The following is a 22936-nucleotide window of genomic DNA, read 5'->3' on the forward strand; positions in this document are numbered from 1 at the left end:
TTCTTTTTGTGTTTGCAAAGTTTAGTCTGATGCTGTGTGAAAAGCTGTATCGAAATTATTTAAATTGTCATAAAAAAACAGCCCGTATATCGGACTGTCTTTAAAATAAGATTCAATTACCAGATATCAGAATCAACTTTTTTCTTCATTTCTGGATGCTGATCAATCTTAAACTCTGGCTGCTTGATACCTTTCTTTAACTGTAGCTGATAATCCTTGAGTAAAGAACGTACAAATGGAGTAAGTAGCAAGATCGCAATCAAGTTGATAGTTGCCATGATTCCCATAAACAGGTCGGCCATTGACCAAACTAAAGGTACACTACTAATCGCACCAAAATAGACCATCAATAGTACAAAAATACGGAAAATGAACATCACTTTCGGATTGTTATTGATGAACTGCATATTTCCTTCTGCATAGGCATAATTGCCCAGTACCGCAGAGTAACAAAATAAGAATAACAATACCGCAAGAAAATCGCCGCCCCAGCTTCCCAATTGAGATTCTAAAGCACGCTGCGTCATTTCAACACCAATCGTACCACCATCATGATACACGCCTGAAATTAAAATAATCAGTGCGGTTGAAGTACATACAATAAATGTGTCTACAAATACGCCGAGCATTTGTACCAAGCCCTGATCGACAGGATGCTTTACATCTGAAGCTGCAGCAGCATTAGGTGCAGATCCCATACCCGCTTCATTGGAAAACAAACCACGCTTGATGCCTTGCATCATGGCCAAGGAAATCATACCACCAAAAAAACCACCAGCCGCTGCTTTAAACTCAAAGGCTTCGGTAAAGATCAGTTTAAATATATCAGGTAAAATATCGTAGTTAATTACAGCAATATACAATGCAGCCGCCAGATATAAACCTGCTTTGATCGGTACAAACATTTCTGCAAATTTGGCAATACGCTTAATCCCACCAAAGATTGCAATAGCAACCAAGACCACCAGACCTAATCCGACCCAAGACACTTCGAAGTTAAGACCACCCATTGGCAAAATAATATTGGCCTTGTCCCATCCCCAAGAGTGAGAGGTTGCGTTGGCAATCGCATTGATTTGTACAGAATTAAAGACAAATCCATAAGTAAAGATCAAAGAAAGAGCAAAAACTAAACCAAATGTCTTACTTTTTAAACCCTGGGTAATATAGTAGGCAGGTCCACCGCGGAACTGTTTGGTTTCACTGTCTCTTACCTTAAACAATTGTGCCAATGTCGACTCTGTAAATGCCGAACTCATTCCGAGTAACGCAGTCACCCACATCCAGAACACAGCACCAGGTCCACCGAGTGCAATCGCAATTGCAACCCCTGCAATATTACCTACACCAACACGACTTGCCAGACCTGTTACAAAAGCTTGAAATGGTGTAATTCCATGTTCGTCTTCTCCTTCTTTTCTGCTTCCTTTCATGACTCTAATACTTTGCCAGAACATACGAATCTGCACCGCTTTGGTTGCGATGGTATAAAACGTACCTGCTGCAAGTAAAAAAATGACCAGAAAATCCCATAAAGGATCATTAAAAAAGCTGACCCAAGACATCAGGGTTGCAGTTAATTGCTCATTCATATTTGAAACACTTGTGTTTACCATATTGCTATGGCATCTATCTAAATCTATTTAACAAATAAAAAAGCCTCTGTGACTAGAGACTTTTTTACTTATCGACATTGCGAATCAGTTTATCTTTCAATCAGTTTTTTAGTCTTACACAAAAAACTTAAGAATAACTTGAATAACGGTCGCATTAATTAAATCAACAAAAAATGCACCACACAGTGGAACAATTAAAAATGCTTTATGCGACGGGCCATACATATTCGTAATTGCTTGCATATTTGCAACGGCAGTAGGCGTTGCGCCCATACCAAAACCACAATGTCCAGCGGCAAGTACAGCTGCATCGTAATTTTTACCCATGACCTTAAACGTCACAAAGGCGGCGTATAATGCCATTGTTAAGGTTTGTGCTGCAAGGATAATTACTAAAGGACCAGCAAGATCGACCAATTGCCACAATTTTAACGATAATAAAGCCATCGCCAAATACAGTGAAAGTGATGCATTTCCAAAAACATCAATCGCACGATCAAAAATATCGACACGAAAAATACTTTCCAGAACATTTCTTAAGATCACGCCACCACCAAGTGCCCATACAAAAGTAGGTAACTCGAACCATGTTCCTTTGCTATATCCAGTCATGAAGTCAGCAAAGGCCAGACAGGCAGCGAACATTCCCAACGTAGTAATGGCATTATCTGCGGTAATTAATCGAACCTGATGTGGATTTTCAAATGGTGCCAGATCATCTGGATGCGTATCAACATGCGTATCGCGGTCTTTAATTTGGGCACGTGTTTTGGCATTTGCGAGCTGATGACGATTAATCAATAGCTTGGCTAAAGGTCCCCCAATAATTCCACCAATAATCAGTCCAAAAGTTGCACTCGCCATACCAAGTGCTAGCGCCCCCTGAATGCCATGTTGAGTTTCTAAGATTTCTCCCCATGCACCTGCTGTGCCATGCCCTCCAGTGAGTGTAATTGAACCAGCAATCAAACCGATCAGCGGGTCGATACCTAATAGAGTGGCCAGACTTATTCCGACAATATCTTGGACAACAATAAATGACGCAACACAAATCAAGAATATGATTAATCCCACCCCACCTTCTTTGAGTTTGGCAAAATGCGCACTCAAACCGATCGAGGCAAAGAAAATTAACATAAAACTGGTTTGTAGTTCACTGCTAAAAATAATGCTATACCCCCAAATCGAGTGTACAGCAAACGAAACTGTTGCTGCGACGAGACCACCAGCAACAGGTTCAGGGATATTATAACGTCTCAGAAAGTCAATTTTATTGACTAAAAATCGCCCTAAAAGTAATACGATGACCGCTGCAATCAACGTATAGAAGGCATTAAATGTAAATTCCATATATTTTCCATTTAACTCTCAAGCATTTAATCGATTTTCATTCTTCTAACATGTGAATGATAAAGATGACTAAACGGAATCTTGAGAAGAATTACCCAAAAGAAGTGAAACAGAAAGATGAATTCAAATAAGAACAAACAGTTTGATTTGAAGCAAAGCTAAAAATCACAAGTGAATCAGTATAGTATACTATTACAGTAGACTCCGTATTTTTGCTGTAATCCTGATGATTTTTTACACAAGATCATTCACCTTTTGCAGTTTTAGTTGCAATTTATCCACTAAAGTCTATTTTTGATTTTTATAAAATCGGTTTAAAAATCGCAGATGAATCCTTTATAGTGGTTGCACCCAAAAAACGGATAAGGAATGCCCATGCAGTCTGAGCAAATTCAATTGGTCGATCAAGCCATTATGTCTCGACATTCAGTTCGTGCTTTTTTATCCACACCGATTGAACCTCAAATCATCAAAGATATTTTGGCAGTCGCAAGCCGTGCACCATCGGGCACCAATACTCAGCCATGGAAAGTGTATGTCGTCACTGGTCAAACACGCGACACCATGATTCGTCGGGTATGTGAAGCCCAGATGGCACTGACAAATGATCCAAGCCATGCCGAGCATTATCAGGAAACATTCGCTTATTATCCTGAAAAATGGATTTCACCCTTTATTGATCGCCGCCGTGAAAATGGATGGGGGCTGTATGGATTACTCAATATTCAAAAGGGCGAAAAGGAAAAAATGGCGCAACAGCAACTACGTAACTTTCAGTTATTTGACGCACCAGTTGGACTGTATTTTACCGTCAATAAAATGATGGGTATCGGATCGAAAATGGATATTTCCATGATGATTCAAAATGTCATGATTGCTGCCAAAGCCCGCGGACTAGACACCTGCCCCCAAGCTGCATGGAATCATTTTCATCCAATTGTCCTCGATGTACTCCATGCACCAGAAGATGAAGAATTAGTCTGTACTGTGGCTTTAGGTTATGCAGATCCAGATCATATTGTAAATACCTTTATTACACCACGTGAAAGCGTCGAGAGTTTTACCCAGTTTTTAGATTAAACCGACCGATCTGAATAAAAAGACCTGTGCATTCAGGTCTTTTTGTATGCAATTAAAGACTTAAGTGGTTTGTAGCTTAAGCTGACGTGCGACAACAAAAATTGCGATTACACCTACACCTGAAAATAGCAGCATCATCAATCCCATATTAAACAGCGCATTCCAAATTAGAAAATTAAGTAATACACCAGCCAATAAGCCACAAGCAAACTGCATGCTGCCCATAATAGCACTCGCTGTTCCTGCACGTGAACCTTGTTGCGACATCGCCAACGCCATTGCATTCGGGCCTGTCATTCCCAAACCAGACACTGCCAAAAATAAACCTGTCATCACCATCACTATAGGCGCGTGTATCAGCAGACCGCTGACTAAAACAACCAATGCCCCTGTTAATTGTATAAATCCACCAATTTTAAGGCGCTGTAATGTACTTAATCTTGAAACGAGCTTTTTGTTCAGTGAAGATAAAATAATGATCCCGAGTGCATTGAAACCAAAAGCATAGGCAAATTGCTGCTGAGATAAACCGTATTGATCCATCAATACCGCAGAAGCAGAACTGATGTAACTAAACAAAACACCACCAGTCAAACAACCCGCAAACATGGGAAAACGAAAGCTCGCATCTTTAAAGATCGCAATATAGAGTGTAAACACCTGATTGAGACTGAGTCGAAGACGCTTCTCGGGAACCAAAGTTTCTATAAAGAAAAAATGAATACACACCAAAGAAATACAGCCAATCAATGCCAATATCCAGAAAATGGCCTGCCAGTGAAAAAACTCCAGTACAAACGCTCCTAATGCAGGTGCTGCAATAGGTGCAATTCCCATTACAATCATCATACTTGAAAATGCTTGAGCAGAACCCTGTACATCGAGTCGATCACGAATCGCTGCTCTTGCAATCACGACACCCACGCATCCACCTAATGCCTGAATAATACGTGCAAAGATGAGCGACCATTCATTATCTGCCAGGACACAAGATGCACTGGCGATCACATACAGTGTTAGTCCCACGTATAAAGGCTTTTTACGACCAATACGATCACTAATCGGGCCGTATACCAATTGACCAATTGCAAGCCCTAAAAAATAAGCTGGCAAGGTATTTGCTACCATTGCAGTACTTACACCAAAATCCTCTGCCATTTGTGGCAAGGCAGGCAGATACATATCGATAGATAATGGACCGAGTGCAGTTAAAAGTGCAAGGAGCATGATCCATGCAGTTGAGTATTGACGATTTAATCTACTTTCAGACATGTTCACATTTTAATTTAAAATATTATGCGTGCAGACAAGCTTACACTGTCCATAGTATGATTTCACAGCATAAAACAATGAAAGTTTTTCAAATACTAAATTTAAATGTCATATCACCGTCCTCACTCAGCAGATTATAAGGAATCCTCTTGAAGCCCTGGTTGTCTAAAGTCAGAAAAGCGACATACAACACATCATTGATGTATAACCTGAGAATGCTCATTGCATTTGCAGGCACTGCATTTGTCCCCTACTTTCTTGACTATCAACTCGCGACAATTCCCTTAACATTAGGCGTTGTTGCTGCAGGTCTGAGCGATATTGATGACCGCTTTTCGGTTCGCATCATGAATCTGGTTTATACCTATATTGGATTTTTTGTTGCGGCAACTTCGGTTCAACTCCTATTTCCCTATCCTATTGCATTTGCATTGGGATTGATTGTCGCTTGTATTTTCTGGATTTTACTGGGTTCACTAGGGCGACGTTATGCCACCATCTCGTATGGATGTTTAGTCGTCTCGGTATATTCGATGCTCGGCGTTCATTTGTTCTCGGAATGGTATGTGCAACCTGTACTGCTAGTTTGTGGTGCTGCATGGTATGGCTTAATTGCAACTATTAGTTTTTTACTATTTCCGATTCGCCCTGTTCAAGACAAACTGGCAGCATGCTATTCATCTCTGGGAGATTTTCTTTTTGCAAAATCAAGTGTATTTGATGTCGATATGACGCCAAATAGTTACCAGCAGAGCTTGATTGATTTGTCTTTGGAAAATGGCAAATTGGTGGGAATTTTTAATGATCTAAAAACCGCTCTGCTCACCCGGCTTAAAGGCGACCGGGGACAAAAAGATACACGCCGTAGTTTGCAATATTATTTCGTTGCGCAAGATATTCATGAGCGTGCTGATTCTGCACATATTAATTATCAAGAATTGAGTAAGATTTTTCAGCACAGTGATATTCTGTTTCGCTTTCAACGAATCTTGAGTATTCAGGGCAAAGCCTGTAAAGACTTGAGTGAAAGTATTTTAAAAAGAGAGTCTTATAAACATAACAAGCGATTTAAGCATGCTTTTGAAAATTTAAAGCAGTCACTTGAAAAACTGCGTCAGGATCAGGTATATGACCAGATGTGGGTCAATGCCCTTTTTGCACTGTATCAAAATTTAAAAGGAATCGATGCGCAACTGCGTAACCTGGAAACAGAACGTAATATCGCACTTGATAAAAACAAACAACTCGAACAACAGCTTAAAGATGATGATCTTAAAGGCTGGAAAGACATCAAGATTCGCATCAAACAAAATTTAACACCAGAATCGGTGCTGTTCCGTCACGCCATCCGTTTATCCACAGTACTGGTGATTGGCTATATTTTTGTACAAATGACAGGTATTCAGTACGGTTACTGGATCTTGCTCACCGCCCTGTTTGTATCCCAGCCCAACTTTAATGCAACCAAACGCCGTTTACGTTTAAGGATTGTAGGTACATTGGTTGGGATTATTATTGGTCTTGCTATTCTGTATTTTGTTCCATCATTAGAAGGACAACTCTTATTACTGGTGATAAGTGGCGTATTATTTTTTGAATTGCGTAGTAAACAATATGCACAGGCCACTGCATTTATCACTATTTTGGCGCTCATTAACTTTAATCTGGATGGATTCGGTTTCTCTGCTGGCTTACCACGTATGATTGATACCTTGATTGGTTGTGCATTGGCATGGTTCGGTGTCAGTTTTATCTGGCCAGACTGGAAATTCAGGCGCTTGCCACGTACCATCCGACGCGCCTTACAGGCACAGTGTAATTATCTAATCGATGTGGTTCAGCAATATCATGAAGGTCGAAACCATGGCCTAAGCTATCGTATTGCTCGACGTAATGCACATAATACTGATGCTGATGTTGCCTCCCTCATTTCGACTCTGGCGACAGAACCCGACTTTGATCCACTGCAAAAAAATCTAGCCTTTGAGTTCCTGTGTTTAAACCATACCTTTCTGAGCTATATTGCTGCTTTAGGGGCACATCGCCAAAAAATTGAAGACAAAGAGGTTCTTCAATTGCTAGATCAGGCGCTGGATGATATTCAGGGTGCTTTGCTGCGTGACGAAATGCCAGATCTGACCGCACATAATATGCTACAGACTATTCGCACACGGTTAAAACAAAGTAGTGAAGAAGATCAAAGCGCTTTACTCATTTTGCAGCAACTTTCACTAATGTATAGCATCCTAAAACAACTCAGTACACTCAAGCAAAGTCTGAGCCATGACCGAGACGATGCCGCCACAGAATTAGCATCTTTATAAATCCCATGAAAATGGCACAATATATTCACGGAATAGGGTTATTTAATGCTAAACTTTGGCGAGTTTAAAATTCACTTTATGCACTTAGCACTATGACCGCGAAAACTTTATACGCTTATACGCTACAGCCAGTTATTTACGAAGTTTCTGAAGCCGAACAACGTCAGGCTCAGCTTATGATTTGGCGTAGCACCAATAAAATCAGCACAAAAGCATGGATTATCATGGCAGTGGTTTTAGCATTGTCTATCGCAGGGATTATTCTTCTTAAAAATTACTCAACTATTTTTTGTTGGGTTGCGATTATCGGTGTTGTACTGTATTACGTGTTACGCAAATACGGCCTTGAATGGTACGTAAAACGCAAGATGAATGAATTTCCAGTTCAAGAAGTCAAGGGAATCCGTTTAGGCGTTCAACCACACGGTATTGTAATGCGTCAGCAAATGGGTGGCCAAGAAGGTATGGGCACCATCGGCTGGAAAGATATTTATGAATGGTACAATACCCCAGATTTCATTTTGCTGAACTTTAAAGTGAAAGGTCAACAAGGTGCATATCTTCTTCCGAAGCGTATGGATACCAAGAACTTTTCATTTAATACCATTCGCAAACATCTTGCAGAACATGTGGGTGATGCCAAACCGTTATAAATCATGAGTTGTTGTTAAGAAACCTCCTTAATGGAGGTTTTTTATACGCATACAAATGATAATGAAAATTAATATTATCTCGAAAATCCATATTATCTATTAAATCTTAAGCTATAATCATTTCGAACTTAAATCTTAAACTTACTGTTTATAACTATGCTGAAGAAAATATTTTTCCAGATTCATTGGTTTTTGGGGATTAGTGCTGGATTGATTCTCGCGCTAATGGGCGTTACAGGTGCGATATATTCCTATGATCAACAAATATTAAAGCTGATCAATCAAGATAGTTATGTGGTGCAGGCACAAGCCTCCCCCAAACTCACACCAGCAGAGTTATATCAGTACTTTCAAAAGAAAAGTCCTGAAATTAAAATCAATAGCATCACCATTGTGAAAGATCCAACCGCCTCGTCGACTGTGAATATTCAGAAAGAAGGCGAACGTCGTGGTTACAACATGATGGTCAACCCCTATACCGCTGAAGTATTACCAGAAATTAAAGGCAGAGGCTTTTTTCAGTTTGTACAACAGTTACATCGCACCCTGACCTTTGGACCTGTGGGTAAGCAAATTACAGGTGCCTGTACACTTATCCTGATCTTTTTCGTATTGAGCGGTCTCTACTTACGCTGGCCTAAAAAACATTCTTGGCGCCAGTGGCTATTTGTTAAACCTAAACTCAAAGGTCGTAATTTTATTTGGGATCTTCATGCAGTTGTGGGGACATGGGTGGTTGTTTTCTATCTCATTCTGGCATGCACAGGTTTATATTGGTCGTATGACTGGTGGCGCGATGGCATGTTTAAAATTATGGGCGTTGAACGTCCACAACCTCAAATGCAGGGAAATACTGGTACACGTGATGAAAGCCCAGCAAGTCCAAATCGAAACGCCGAATCACGTCAACATGCAAATATGTCTCGTGAACATGTTCGTGGTGCTGGCGAGCATGATCAAAAGAATAATAAAGAACATTCTGCCAGAATTTCACCTGAACAAATCAGCTATGCACTTACTCAAACGTGGACAGGTTTCAACCAAAAACTTGGACGGGACTATTCATCCATTACATTAACTTTACCCAAAAAAGCTGATAACAACATTGAACTTATCTTTATTGACCCCGTTCCACAACACGAACGTGCGCGTAACTCTGCGGTTTATGATTATCAGTCAGGTAGTATCAAAAAATTAGAGTTATATGAAGATAAAAAGCTTAATGAAAAAATCATGAGCAGTATGCTACCGGTACATCGCGGTAGCTTCTTTGGGCCGGTTTATCACTTTTTTGCTATGCTAGCATCTCTGGCCATGCCTCTATTTTTTATTACAGGCTGGATGCTATATTTAAAAAGACGTAAACAAAAACAACTTACGCTTGCAGCACGTCAACAGCTTGGAAATCATCATATCGATCCAGATGCCAAACCTTGGTTAGTGACATATGCTTCACAAACTGGGGTGGCTGAACAATTGGCTTGGCGCACTGCAACACGCTTACAAGAAGCACATCAACCCGTTCAGGTCAAACCCGTTCAGCAACTTACGCAGCAAGATTTAACTGAATCGCCACAAATACTATTTATTTTAAGCACTTATGGAACAGGTGAAGCTCCCGATCTGGCGACCAACTTTGAAAAGAAATTTCTAAAAACATCTTTATCACTGGCACATCTTGAATATGCCATTTTAGCCTTGGGCTCAAAAGAATATCCAAATAGTTATTGTGCTTTTGGACATCGCGTCGATCAGTGGCTCAAACAATCAGGCGCGAAAGCCTTATTTGATGTCATTGAAGTAGATAACGCCAATCCTACAGATATCCAAAACTGGAATCAGTCTTTAATTAAAGCCACTAAGCTTGATCTGCAATCGATGAATATTGAAAAAACTTTCGATCAATGGATTCTGGAAAAACGCGAATTGTTAAACCCCAATAGCCAAGGCGCTGCTGCTTATAATATTGAGCTAAAACCGACTTATGATGCACTATGGCAAGCGGGAGATATTGCAGAAATTCAGCCTGGTAATAGCAAACAACGGATTCAGGCATTTTTGGAGAAACATCATATATCAGCATCTACATACGTTGAATCATTAGATATCAAGATTGGAGAAGCCCTTTGGGATAAAGATTTAACTGTCGAAGTTGAACCTTTTGCCAATGTAGAACATTTACTTGAGCAACTCCCTACCCTGCCTACTCGTGAATATTCAATTGCCAGTATTCCTAGCCAGCAAATCTTACGTTTAACAGTACGTCAGCAATTTGATCAAAATGGCGAATTTGGTTTAGGTTCAGGATGGTTAACACAGCATCTAGATGAACAGTCTAAAATTTTATTACGTATTCGTACCAATGAATCTTTTCACTTGATTGGCGATAACCGCCCAATCATCTGTATTGGAAATGGTACAGGAATTGCGGGATTAATGAGCCTGTTACATAGCCGAATTCGCCATGATTACACCGAAAACTGGTTAATTTTTGGGGAACGTCAACAGGCGTATGATTTTTTCTATCAGGATACAATTTCTGCATGGCAAACCACAGGCATGCTAAAAAGACTTGATCTGGTCTTTTCACGCGATCAACTCGAAAAACGTTATGTTCAAAATGTATTGATTGAACAAGCAGACCAACTCAAACAGTGGATTGCAAAAGATGCCGTGATTTATGTATGTGGCAGCATTGAGGGTATGGCAACTGGCGTTGATCATGCATTGATAGACATTTTAGGAGAACATCATGTCGATGAACTTAGACAACAGGGACGTTATCGTCGAGATGTTTATTAAGATCATGTAAACCACGTCATAAAACCGAAGTGAAAACTTCGGTTTTATTTATGCGATTGTTTTTCTTTATATCCTGTCTTTTTTGCTATGCTCTCATCACTTCTAAATATTGAATCATTGATCTCACGTGATACCATGAAAACAAATATATTTTCTCGATTTGCTCTCTTTATTTTTGGCTTTATCTTATTTGCTGATGGCCTATATTTAATTGTAAAAAACAAAAGTCACTTTGGCGTCATTTTCCCGTTCATCTTGGGGCTTGTCCTGTGTACTTACGCATTATTATGGCATCAGATTCAAACTTTTTTAAACCAGCATTTTGTTGTTAAACGCTGGATAAAATTTGCATGGTTTGGCTTCTGGATCTGGTTGTTGTCTGTGCTGATCTTCTTTATCTATATTGATCATTCAACCCAGAACATCCCCAAAACCAATGATGTAAAAGCCATTATAGTGCTGGGAAGTGGGGTTGAAAATGGTCAGCCTTCAGCAATTTTGGCGGAACGCCTCAACACAGCCGCCCACTTTGCAAAAGATCATCCTGCAGCTTTGATCATTTTAAGTGGTGGATTAGATCACCGAGAACAACAAACTGAAGCTGAAGTGATGCGACGTTATCTCAAGCAACAATTTCCTGCACTTCGAAATACCCTTGCTTTGGAAGATCAAAGCACTAGTACAGAGTTAAATCTTAAAAATAGTAAACCCATATTGGAGCAGCATCAAATTTTGCTGAATGATCCTATCGTCATTGTGACTAGCGATTTTCATACCATTCGTTCAAAAGCGATAGCCCATAAACAACAATATCAACAGGCTTATATGCTGAGTTCACCTACGCCGGTCATGACACGATACAACGCATGGTTACGTGAATATTTTGCATTTATTAGTGGATGGATCTTAAGAGAATACTAAATCAAAAATAATCATGCTATCTAGTAGCTTAGGCTATTAGATAGCATATTTATACTGATTAGCTATTTAAGCTGTTCTTTAATTCAAACGAATAGAGCGTGGCAGCGGTAATTTTAAATCTGCAAATAATTGAGGCTGTTGTACATATAGCTGGTATAAATAATTCTTAATATCTAACAGTATGGCCTCTGGGCGCACTAAAATATTTTGACCTTCTGGGGTAAGGTTTAAAGAGAGTAAAGTATTTTTTTCACGTAGATAAGGGATAATTTCCTGAACAAAATTCAGAAGCGGGATTTCATGTGTATGATAGTTTTCCCAAGGCCCTTTAATTAAAAGCTGAGCCAAGCCCTTATTTTGCCATACTGCAAATGCCTGCTGTCCATTTGGTGTACCACACAATGCCCACCCATCATCATATAAAGCCATAAGCTGACGCTGAGCAACAATTGTTTCAATAAACTGTTTATAAAGTTCTTTAGGCTGAAGCGAGTTATTTTCCGCAGTGACTGAAGCAGCTTTGCGTTGATATGGATTTCTCATGAAATTTCATCAGCATTAAGACAATGATATAATTGAATTTTATGAAATAATTAGAGAAAGTTCAACATAAGAATGGAGAGTATATGGTGGGCGCTGACGGGATCGAACCGCCGACATTCTGCTTGTAAGGCAGACGCTCTACCAACTGAGCTAAGCGCCCTGAGAGATAAAAACTGAAGGACTCAATTTTTAGCTTTTCAAGTCCTGCATATGCAGTCTTTGAATGATACATTTTCTTGATCAGGGAATCAAGGAAATGGCGCAGCGGACGGGGCTCGAACCCGCGACCCCCGGCGTGACAGGCCGGTATTCTAACCAACTGAACTACCGCTGCACTACAATATCTCATGAGAGATATGGTCACTAACTTGGTGGGCGCTGACGGGATCGAACCGCCGACATTCTGCTTGTAAGGCAGACGCTCTACCAACTGAGCTAAGCGCCCTCAAAAGCGTTTTTGTTGAAAGTGGCGCAGCGGACGGGGCTCGAACCCGCGACCCCCGGCGTGACAGGCCGGTATTCTAACCAACTGAACTACCGCTGCACTTCAACAAAGTCACATTTGTGGCAAACGAATCATCAAAACTTAAGTGGCGCAGCGGACGGGGCTCGAACCCGCGACCCCCGGCGTGACAGGCCGGTATTCTAACCAACTGAACTACCGCTGCACTTGAGTCTTAACGTAAAGGCTTGGTGGGCGCTGACGGGATCGAACCGCCGACATTCTGCTTGTAAGGCAGACGCTCTACCAACTGAGCTAAGCGCCCTTAACGTCTTCATCGTTTGTGTGGTGCATTATAGAGAATCTTCACTGAGTGTCAAACGCTTTTCACCGACTTTTTTAAAAAATAAGTTTGAGTGATTAAAAAATAGGTTGTTTTGCTAAAAATCCAGCAAATTCTGTATTTTATTTAAACATTACATTCAAAATTAGCAATCTGCTCGCTACTTTTTTTAATTTAATAGAACACCGAATTAAGCAATTAATACGATTTCTCGCGCCAAATTCCAATGATCAAAATATTAATCCAACGTTAACCTTTGTTCAGACAAATATACCAAAGCATACTCGGGAACCAAGTCAAATAGCTCAATCACATCACGATTACGCATGCGGATACAGCCATGTGACATCGCAATCCCCATTGGCTCTGTATCTGGCGTACCATGAATATAAATGTAGCGTTGCTTAGTATCACACCCCTGCCCCTGATTAAAATCAGGTTGTAATCCATCCAGCCATAAAATTCTGGATAGGATCCAGTCACGTTCAGGAAATTGTTCTGCAAGAACTGAATTATAAAGTTCACCTGTAGGCTTTCGGCCTATGAAAACTGTATTTTCTAATGCTGTTGCACCAATCTTCTCAGCAATCTGATGCCATCCTCTTGGCGTTTTTCCTGTATTTTCTTGCTCGCCAATGCCATTTTTGCCACTTGAAATCGAATAACATTTTTGATGTTTGGGTAAGTACAATCGCTGTGTTTCTAAATCAACCAGAATGTCGGCTTCTTTTAAGTTAAACATGTTCATCTTCTGTATTTTGATGCAATGTTGGAGATTCTAATGGTAACTTGACAGGCTCAGGCCGTAACCACAACCAAATTGCAACAATCAGCATGGTCGTGTCTGTAAACACCTTCACCCAAAAAGGCGCATTGGTAAATAACATCATTATTGCACTGATTAGCATCATAATTGATGCAATCCATTTTGCCTTGCGGGGTACTGTGCCATGCGCTCGCCAGTCCCGTAAAGTTGGACCATACTTCGGATGGTTTAATAACCATTCGTCCATTTCGGGCCAGCCTTTGGAAGCAGCCCAAGCTGCTAAAATCAAAAACACCGTGGTGGGCATACCTGGTAAAATTGCACCAATCACACCAAGTATGATAAATATCACGACTAAGGTACGCCAGAATAATGTTTTCATGTTTGCAATCCTAATCTGCAAATTTTAGCGTCTGTCAGTACCTTGCAAACCAACAGTTGACCGTGAGGTCTAGTATAAGATGTTTTGCTGTAAACTGTGCTGCTCCCTTCGCAAAATTGAAATCTAAAACAAGGATATGAATATGATAGGTCTGGTATCTTGTTATCACGAGATAGAAGAACCTTGGCAGCAATTCAGACACCCGTATGTTCGCCAGTTAGCTTTTTGCGTGGGTAGTCCTGATATTATTTCGAATATTCCAGATGATCTCACCCTTAAATACCATTTTTTACTACATTTCCATACATTTTGGCAGGATCACTTTGAGCAATATTTGCCACGTTTAAAACAACTTGATCGAAACCCTGAACCCCTAATTGCTTTTTTGAATCAACTTAAAAGTACGCGTCTAGGCTTACGTTTTGAATATCTGCTTTGGTTTTGGTTACTTGATCGTGATTATCACGCTTATCAGCTACTTGGTCATAGTATTCAAAAAATTGAGGGTGCAAAAACGCTGGGAGAGCTGGATTTTGTTTTATTAAATACACAAACAAATCAAATTGAGCACTGGGAAGTTGCGCTTAAATACTATTTAGGAGAATGTGATTTAAGTTTGAGTCATTGGTATGGCTTAAATCGAGATGATACATTACATAAGAAATTAAACTATTTTACCCAGCGCCAGTTTCAATTTGATTCTGCACTAGGTCATCCTATTGAGCAGTGCTTCGCGGTAATGAAAGGTCAACTGTTTGTTCCAGAAAAGCGAGATCCTACATACATGCCCTTGTGGATCAATACACAGCGACGTTTAGGATCTTGGGGCACACAGGTAAAAGCAGGATATTATCGGCTGCAACGTCATGAATGGTTATGTCCCCATAAATCTCCTTCATCTTTAGCAGCCACATGGTGGACAAACGGCTTATATCTCGATATGAAACATTCTTGTCATTACTATATGTATCGCCAGTCATTGATGCTCAGTCAATTTCGTTAAAAGTAAAATAAATCTATCTTTCTTAAGAATTATTCTTCTTTGAAACATTTGTTAACGTTTCTACTATCAAAAAGCAATGTTTATTTTAGCGTTTAGTTTTTAATCTCTTAAGTACATCAGAATTAAATCTAAATTGGAGATCGATGATGAAAAAAATCTTAGCTGCGTCAGTTATGGTTGCTTTTGTATTAACTGGTTGTAATACATTCAAAGGTGTTGGGAAAGACGTTTCTAGAGCAGGTGATGCTGTAACAAATACAGCAGAAAAGACTCAAAATAAGATGTAATTCTATATAAAAACAAAAAAACCTTATCTTTTGATAAGGTTTTTTTGTTTGAGCATACCCATCGTGTGAAGATTGACCTATCATATCGGGTTAGATTTTACAGACTCAATTTTTTGGTATGAACCGTTCTGACACGCTCGATCTTAGTTTAAATTTAATGCGCCGCCCTTCTGTCACTCCAGAAGATCATGATTGTCAGGCTGTTATGGCTGAACGTTTGGCAAAAGCTGGCTTTCAGATTGAAAACATGCGTTTTGATGATGTCGATAATTTATGGGCACGTCGTGGTACTCAACAACCTGTTTTCTGCTTTGCAGGTCATACCGATGTTGTTCCAACAGGAAATTTAGACAACTGGAACAGTGATCCGTTTGCGCCAGAAGTACGTGATGGCATTCTTTATGGTCGTGGTGCTGCCGATATGAAAACTGCACTTGCCGCGATGGTGGTTGCTTCTGAACGTTTTGTGGAAAAACATCCGAATCATAAAGGTTCAATTGCTTTTCTCATTACTTCGGACGAAGAAGGCCCATCAATCAACGGTACAGTCAAAGTGATTGAAACACTGGAAGCACGTCATGAAAAAATGACGTGGTGTCTGGTAGGCGAGCCATCAAGTACTCATCAACTCGGTGATATTATTAAAAATGGGCGTCGTGGCTCTTTAAATGCGGTACTTACAATAAAAGGTAAGCAAGGTCATGTGGCTTATCCGCATTTGGCGCGCAATCCAATTCATCTTGCATCGGCAGCCATACATGAACTATGTGAAACAGTCTGGGATCAAGGCAATGAATACTTTCCTGCAACATCTTTCCAGATTTCCAATATCCATGCAGGTACAGGCGCGACCAATGTCGTACCAGGCACCATGGCCGTCACTTTTAATTTCCGCTATTCGACCGAAGTGACTGCTGAGCAGCTCAAAGAACGTGTTGTTGAAGTTTTGCAACGTCACGGTCTAGATTACGATATTGTATGGACTCATTCGGGTTTGCCTTTCTTGACGCCAGTAGGTGAATTGGTCAATGCAGCAACCCATGCGATTAAAACTGTCACTGGTGTTGATACCCAATTATCGACCAGTGGTGGCACATCAGATGGACGTTTTATTGCACCAACAGGTGCTCAAGTACTTGAACTGGGTGTTCTTAATGCATCTATTCATCAGATCAATGAGCATGTCAATGTGGCAGACCTTGAGCCATTGGCCGAAATTTATGAAAAAATTCTGGAACAATTATTAGCTTAATTATGAAGGGACTCAAATGAGTCCCTTTTTTATTGGTTTTGGCTATGTTTAATCGCTTTATTTTGCGCTAGAAGGTTTTGAATTTTTGTAAGTAAATCGTCTTCTTGAAAAGGTTTACCCATATAATCATCAACACCAAGCTGCTGCGCAATTTCCCGATACTTTTCGCCTGTTCGAGAAGTAATCATAATAATAGGTAGCGAGTTTAAGATTGAATGTTGGCGAATATATCGGGTCAACTCGAAACCATCCATTTGTGGCATTTCGATATCAAGCAAAATTAAACTTGGACGAATATGTTCAAGCTGCTCAAGTGCATCCTGCCCATCTTTTGCTGTCACGACATCATAACCCTGACGCTCTAAAAGTCTGGATGTTACTTTACGAACAGTGACCGAGTCATCTACCACCATGATCAGTGAACGGTCTTCTCGTGTTCCCAACTCCTCTATTAAATCATGTACATGCCTTGGCTTACTGTAAACCTGCTGTGCAATATTTAAAGGATCCAGAATGAGGCAGACTTGTCCATCCCCTAAAATAGTTGCACCAGCAACCATTTTAATCTGGGTAAATTGTTGTCCAATGGGTTTAACGACAATCTGACCACGAGACCCCACAACCTGATCTACCAGTAAAGCGACTTGCTGCCCTGTATGTGCATTAATCAGCAAAACAGGCCATTCTGAAGAAGCTTTTGACCAATCAGGAACCAGTATATCATCCACAAATTCGCCTAAATAACGAAGTTTATAGGCTCTATTTTCAAATTCAAAACGGTCTGTTTGACTATTAAAGTATTGTTCTAAAATAAGTGGAGATAATCGTACAATACGTTCAATTTTTCCAAGAGGTAATGCAAACTGCTGATCATTGACTTTAACCATTAAGGCATCACTCACAGCCACTGTCGTGGGTACACGAATAGTGAAACTGGTTCCCGTGCCATATACGGAAGATACCGTAATTTTTCCGCCAAGTGTTTTAATTTCATTCTGTACAATATCCAGCCCTACGCCTCGCCCAGACAACTGGGTTAATTGAGAAGCAGTTGAAAAGCCAGGATAAAAAATATATTGCAATAATTCTTGTTCATCTGAAATTTGATTAGGCTGAAGATATCCCAATAACTGTGCTTTTTGACGAACATGCTCCAGATCAATACCACGACCATCATCTTTTAATGTAAGTAAAACATCCGTACCATGACGGCGAATAGACAGTTCTATGGTTCCTATAGACGGCTTACCCTGTTTTATTCGCGTTAAGGGATCTTCTATTCCATGATCGACTGCATTACGTAACATATGTTCGAGTGGCATCACCAGTCGTTCAAGAATACTCCGATCCAGTTCACCTTCGGTATTATGTACAAGCAATTGTGTCGGACGGTTTAATGTGGTTGCAGCCTGCCGAACAGTACGCTGCAATCTTGGCAAAAGTTGTGCAAAAGGCACCAGACGGGTACGAATCAAATTTTCTTGCAATTCGGCCTGAATACGGGATTGTTGTAGTAATAAGCTTTCTGTATCACGAATTTTTTCCGTGAGGCTACTTTTAAAATCGAGTAAGTCAGATGCAGACTCGGTCAGAGATTTAGACAACTGTTGTAAATTTGAAGTTTGTTCCCTTGCAAATCGATGAACTTTAAATACATCAACCGTTTGTAATGACTGGCTTTCAAGTTCTTTATCCAGCTGCTTCAATTGTCCAGATAAACGTTGAATAGCCAACTCCATGTCACCAAGTATGCTATCAAAGTGCCCCATATCCATATGTATGCGCGAACGATTAATCGTATTTTCACCAGAAAGATCTATCATTTTTTCAATCAGATCTGATGACACACGAATCATGTCATTGGTTTCATCGACCGGCAGTACATTTTCCCATTCACCGTGCATGGAAGGCGGTTCGACACCGTCACCAGATACTGAGAATGCTGGCTGAGGTGTTGTCAGCGTTAAAAGTTGCTCAATAGGTACTGGAAAAAGTGGTTCAATAAATTCAAGCTGTTCGAGCTTCTGCTTAAGGATATGATAGTCAGCATATTCACCATCAAATATCGCTGCATTTAACCACTGTATTGCATGCTGGAGTACAGCGTCATGGGCTGAGGTTTTAAAATTATGTAAACTGATTCGCTCAAATGTAATTTCAAGACACGTTGCCATATCCACAACAAACTTGAGTTCGAGTAAACGAGCACTTCGTGTTAGCCGATGAAATATGCGTTGTAGCTCAAGCAAAATGTGCCGTTGATCACGTTGCTTAATCCATTGTTGCAAGCTGATCTCTGCAAGCTGCAAAAGCTCTGCCGCCTCTTCCAGAAACATGTTTTCGACCAAACTTTGCGGTGTATCCACCTCATCAGATAGCAATGGTTTTAATTCGAGTATCTGCTTAAGTCCCATATCTTGATCAGCATCAAAATCCATTGATGGCTGTTCATCTGGCATACTTTCAGACGATACCGTACTTATGACTGAAGGATCAATCCAGTCTTCGATATGCTGAAGCACATCCAGTACATGGCTAGACGGATAATCGTCGGACTGATGATGTAATTGCTGAATACGTTCAGCCAGCTCATCTTGCACCATACGCATAATCTTGATCAGGCTTTCTGAAACGTGAAGCTGTTGATAAATCAGGCGCTGATAAATTGTTTCTAATTCATGTGCAATCAGACCAATATGTGTCAGTTGTACCATATTGGCTCCACCCTTTAAGGTATGGAGAAACCGGATTAAATGCTGCAAGGGATCTGTATGATCAGGTTGATTTGTCCAGATCGAAAATTCTGCATCGATGCTTGCTAATAATTCTTCACTTTCTTCCAGAAAAATCTCAAGTAATATCGGGTCAATTGATAAAGCGATTACTGAATCCTGTTGACGATCAAGCGCAAGATATGATGACAGTTGACTGGTTACTGGTTCTGCAATGTTATAAGCGTTATCAGCATGTTGTAAAACCTCACGTTCGGCATTTATACATTGAGCTTGTTTATATTGAAATACCTCATTGACCAGTACATCAAGTATCGTCTGATAAGATGCAAAAACAGTCATGTGTTGCACTGCTGCCAAAGCATCAAATAAACTAATCATGGCCTCATGAGCGCGCTGAAAAGCATGACGTAATGAAGCAGGAAAATCGGTACATGCTGTACTGAGTAAGTCTTGATAAATATGTTGTAAGCTGCCACTAAAATTATGCAAAAAACGCGTTCGCTGAGTATCAGTATGGCTATGTAGCAGTGCCGCCTGCTCATTTAACCTTGCGATATATTCGCTAGCCTCATGAGAGATTCTTACCTCAAACTCAAACTCGGCATCTAATAATTCATCAATTCCCAATTCAAGTAAGTGCGCCACAATTCCCACAGCTTGCTGCTGTTCTTTTTCGGCGATCTGTACGATCTGAGCTTGGTAATGTTGGCAACTCAATTCAAACTGATGTACTTGTTGTTGCAATTTTTGTAATGATGGATCCTGACGGATTAGCTCAATCGCCTGAGCAATAAACTGCTGATAGTCTCGAAGCAACTTCAGTTCAAGTACAGTCAATTTGGCATGATGCAACAGCACTTGTTTAATCATCGACTCAACCGTACTACTGACCTCAAACAATGGCATAATTTCGGCCATTGATGAGCTCCCACGTATAGTATGTAATGCTCTTAAAACGCGGTTATGATCCTCGTCATCGGGATGAGACTGATTGAGAAAAAACGTAATATCTTGCACATAGACGGATATCTCATCTAGAAAGATATTTAAAGATTCTGAAAGTTCAACTCTAGATGGATGGTCTGACACCAAAGAAATATCAGGTTGCGCTGTAATTACAATAGTGTTCGGATATACATATGACAGTAGTGCAGGTAAAATTTGTTGTTCAAATTGTAATTGCTGCCCGATCAAGGCATAAGGTCTTAAATCAATCTCATGCGGTTTTAGCTGTTTAAAATCATTAATCAGATCGTCTTGATACAGCTTAAAAATACAATATACAAAATCCAGTAAAAGCTGACTGAATGGCAATAATGCATTCATGACTCGAGTCAAGGTTTCTTCAACAATCCAAGCAATTTCACTGGATGCATTGGCACCTACCATTCGGCCAGTGCCTTTAAGATTGTTAAAATGACGACAGACCTCATGAATCAGTGGCATATCATCAGGATGCATTTGCCATTGCTGAAGCAAAGTATCCAGTGCATTGAATACTTCTTCCAACTCTTCAATAAAGACTTCCAGAATTTCCTGATCTTGATCCAGATAATGATCTTCAGGTAATTCAATCGTCTCTATAAGATGATTTACTTGTGCATCCATAACATCATGTCTTGTAAATAAACCCCGTTTTCCATTGCATTTTACCCTTTTATAAAACACATCTGATTCAAACAAATCTCATCTTTACTCAGATGCAAAATCAAGCTTATACGTCATGATGGCAGTACGTAATGTCTGAATAATCTCATTAAGCTGATAAACACATTGAGCCAACTCTAACTGCTCAGTTTGATTTAGAGTCTCTAAACCCTGATGATTTTGCTGTAAGGCGACAAGCTTTTGCTTAGAATGCGTCAATGTTTTTATCGCTTTTTCAATACCATCAATATTGTGCTGTACACACCGAATCAAGTCTTTCTTTTGTTGCACGATAATATTTAAAGCATCTGCAATCGTACCAGTAAATGCCTCTGAAACTGTCGCCTGACGTCTTAGATCACCCTCTACAAAATCACTCATTTCATTCAATAATCTTAAAATCGCATTCTGATTTTGCATGCTGTCTTCGGTTTGTAGTACTTCACTTGGCGGTGTTTCAGCACGGCGCAACCGAATTAGACGAATCAAAGCATAAGTCATAATCATCAAAAAAATGATGAGTAATCCTGAAACCAGCATTGATAACAAACTGTTTTTTGACTGGGCAAACTCATCCAGCATATCCATCAGTTTTTCTGATTGTGTGGGAAGCTTCCAGTAAGCCTGCCATAACTGCTCAATTTCATTAGGGCGTTGAAATACCCGATTGAGTTTAGGTTGCAAAGCACTTTCATATTCCAGATGAATATTTTGTAATAGGATGCGTGATTGTGGGTCGAATGCTGATACAGACTGACCATTTAATTGAAGATCGATATTTGAACGAAATACTTTGAAGTCATCTAAAAATATATACACCGATGCAGGTGAAGTTTGCTCTGGTAAAATTGGCGTATTAATCCATTTCAATAATTTGCTGGCCAGTAATTCTTGCTGCTGTGCAACTTTAATTTCAGCAAGAGGTGCTTGCTGGCTCCGCATACGCTCAATCAATTGAGCATAATTTGCCTGAATTTCTGGCATGGAAAGCTGCATTGCCAGATGCAAATACTGAACCTGTTTTAACAACTCTGGATGAGCTTGAATCTGATCAATACTACGCGATAACTGTTGCCATGCCTGATTTACATTTTGAAATTCGGTTGAAGAGTCATCTAAATAGGTCATTTCATGTTTAAATGACTTCTGTGCTTCATTCAAAAGTTGGCGATTTTGAGCGGCATCGGAACGAATGGTTTCCAAAGATTGTGATAAAAAGCGATGATTTAAAATACTTAGCTGAATCAGGCTTTTATCTACTTTACTTGTGTAAATTGAATGTTGACATAAAAAAAGTGAAAAAATAAAAGAGAATGCCAAACAGGTTAAAATAACCTGTAATAAAGAACGAGCCTTTTGCGGTGATTCAAAATAATTCGAAAACTGCTTGAGTTTAGAAGAAAACGATGAAAAAAAAGTGTCTGTTTTAAAATGTGGCTGTTGTAACGCTTTATTTTTTTTCCGATTGATTGATTCCATGATGTTTATCCCCCATTACAGCATCTGCATACCTCTTCA

The 22936-nt window shown here is 40.0% G+C and carries 16 protein-coding genes and 6 tRNA genes; 8 read left to right on the forward strand and 14 right to left on the reverse strand.

Features of this window, described 5'->3' with window-relative positions; all coding sequences use genetic code 11:
* Nucleotides 1–116: 116 nt before the first annotated feature.
* Nucleotides 117–1592 (reverse strand): alanine/glycine:cation symporter family protein, encoded by a 1476-nt coding sequence (locus F952_RS03590; protein ID WP_026056884.1) that lies wholly within the window; start codon nt 1590–1592, stop codon nt 117–119.
* A gap of 138 nt (nt 1593–1730) precedes the next feature.
* Entirely contained in the window at nt 1731–2966 is a 1236-nt protein-coding gene (gene gltS, locus F952_RS03595; protein ID WP_004922324.1) for a sodium/glutamate symporter, read from the reverse strand.
* A gap of 375 nt (nt 2967–3341) precedes the next feature.
* Here gltS and F952_RS03600 point away from each other — a divergent pair, with 375 nt between their 5' ends.
* Nucleotides 3342–4046: a nitroreductase gene (locus F952_RS03600; RefSeq protein WP_004922327.1), complete on the forward strand. Its 705-nt coding sequence runs from the start codon at nt 3342–3344 to the stop codon at nt 4044–4046.
* Nucleotides 4047–4106: 60 nt separating this feature from the next.
* Here the strand turns inward: F952_RS03600 and F952_RS03605 are convergent, their stop codons facing one another.
* Nucleotides 4107–5318, reverse strand: coding sequence for a multidrug effflux MFS transporter (locus F952_RS03605; protein ID WP_004922330.1), 1212 nt, complete (start codon nt 5316–5318; stop codon nt 4107–4109).
* Between the two features lie 149 nt (nt 5319–5467).
* On the opposite strand from F952_RS03605, the gene yccS reads away from it, so the two are divergent.
* From yccS to F952_RS03625, 4 genes are all read left to right on the forward strand, one after another.
* Entirely contained in the window at nt 5468–7642 is a 2175-nt protein-coding gene (gene yccS, locus F952_RS03610; protein ID WP_011182137.1) for a YccS family putative transporter, read from the forward strand.
* A 92-nt stretch (nt 7643–7734) separates the two neighbouring features.
* Nucleotides 7735–8295 carry a YcxB family protein gene (locus F952_RS03615; protein WP_004922336.1) on the forward strand — a complete coding sequence of 187 codons (561 nt, stop codon included), beginning with the start codon at nt 7735–7737 and terminating at the stop codon, nt 8293–8295.
* A 156-nt stretch (nt 8296–8451) separates the two neighbouring features.
* Nucleotides 8452–11097, forward strand: a complete 2646-nt coding sequence (locus F952_RS03620; RefSeq protein WP_004922338.1) for a PepSY domain-containing protein — start codon at nt 8452–8454, stop codon at nt 11095–11097.
* Nucleotides 11098–11232: 135 nt separating this feature from the next.
* Nucleotides 11233–12018, forward strand: a complete 786-nt coding sequence (locus F952_RS03625; protein WP_026056885.1) for a YdcF family protein — start codon at nt 11233–11235, stop codon at nt 12016–12018.
* A 78-nt stretch (nt 12019–12096) separates the two neighbouring features.
* Here the strand turns inward: F952_RS03625 and F952_RS03630 are convergent, their stop codons facing one another.
* The 9 genes from F952_RS03630 to F952_RS03670 all read right to left on the reverse strand — a co-directional run bounded on the left by F952_RS03630 (nt 12097) and on the right by F952_RS03670 (nt 14494).
* Entirely contained in the window at nt 12097–12561 is a 465-nt protein-coding gene (locus tag F952_RS03630; RefSeq protein ID WP_004922344.1) for a DUF2750 domain-containing protein, read from the reverse strand.
* Nucleotides 12562–12645: 84 nt separating this feature from the next.
* Nucleotides 12646–12721 (reverse strand) — tRNA-Val (locus F952_RS03635).
* Between the two features lie 97 nt (nt 12722–12818).
* Nucleotides 12819–12895, reverse strand: a tRNA-Asp gene (locus F952_RS03640).
* A gap of 35 nt (nt 12896–12930) precedes the next feature.
* Nucleotides 12931–13006 (reverse strand) — tRNA-Val (locus F952_RS03645).
* 22 nt (nt 13007–13028) lie between these two features.
* Nucleotides 13029–13105, reverse strand: a tRNA-Asp gene (locus F952_RS03650).
* Between the two features lie 47 nt (nt 13106–13152).
* A tRNA-Asp gene (locus F952_RS03655) sits at nt 13153–13229 on the reverse strand.
* Between the two features lie 23 nt (nt 13230–13252).
* Nucleotides 13253–13328: transfer RNA gene (locus F952_RS03660), tRNA-Val, on the reverse strand.
* A gap of 256 nt (nt 13329–13584) precedes the next feature.
* Nucleotides 13585–14088: a cell wall-recycling L,D-carboxypeptidase ElsL gene (gene elsL / locus F952_RS03665; protein ID WP_004922347.1), complete on the reverse strand. Its 504-nt coding sequence runs from the start codon at nt 14086–14088 to the stop codon at nt 13585–13587.
* Entirely contained in the window at nt 14081–14494 is a 414-nt protein-coding gene (locus tag F952_RS03670; RefSeq protein ID WP_004922350.1) for a YbaN family protein, read from the reverse strand. Before F952_RS03670 ends, elsL begins: the two co-directional genes overlap by 8 nt.
* A 142-nt stretch (nt 14495–14636) precedes the next feature.
* Between F952_RS03670 and F952_RS03675 the strand changes: the two genes are divergently transcribed.
* The 3 genes from F952_RS03675 to dapE all read left to right on the forward strand — a co-directional run bounded on the left by F952_RS03675 (nt 14637) and on the right by dapE (nt 17036).
* Nucleotides 14637–15497 (forward strand): DUF1853 family protein, encoded by an 861-nt coding sequence (locus tag F952_RS03675; RefSeq protein WP_004922354.1) that lies wholly within the window; start codon nt 14637–14639, stop codon nt 15495–15497.
* A 143-nt stretch (nt 15498–15640) separates the two neighbouring features.
* Nucleotides 15641–15784 carry an entericidin A/B family lipoprotein gene (locus F952_RS03680; protein WP_011182135.1) on the forward strand — a complete coding sequence of 48 codons (144 nt, stop codon included), beginning with the start codon at nt 15641–15643 and terminating at the stop codon, nt 15782–15784.
* Nucleotides 15785–15902: 118 nt separating this feature from the next.
* Nucleotides 15903–17036, forward strand: a complete 1134-nt coding sequence (gene dapE / locus F952_RS03685; protein ID WP_004922360.1) for a succinyl-diaminopimelate desuccinylase — start codon at nt 15903–15905, stop codon at nt 17034–17036.
* 29 nt (nt 17037–17065) lie between these two features.
* Here the strand turns inward: dapE and F952_RS03690 are convergent, their stop codons facing one another.
* Together F952_RS03690 and F952_RS03695 are read right to left on the reverse strand one after the other, a co-directional pair.
* On the reverse strand, nt 17066–21379 hold the full coding sequence (locus F952_RS03690; RefSeq protein WP_004922362.1) for a hybrid sensor histidine kinase/response regulator: 4314 nt from the start codon (nt 21377–21379) through the stop codon (nt 17066–17068).
* An 84-nt stretch (nt 21380–21463) separates the two neighbouring features.
* A complete protein-coding gene (locus F952_RS03695; protein ID WP_004922366.1) occupies nt 21464–22897 on the reverse strand; it encodes a hypothetical protein in 1434 nt (477 codons plus the stop codon).
* Between the last annotated feature and the right edge of the window lie 39 nt (nt 22898–22936).

The sequence above is a fragment of the Acinetobacter baylyi DSM 14961 = CIP 107474 genome (assembly GCF_000368685.1).
Lineage (GTDB): Bacteria > Pseudomonadota > Gammaproteobacteria > Pseudomonadales > Moraxellaceae > Acinetobacter > Acinetobacter baylyi.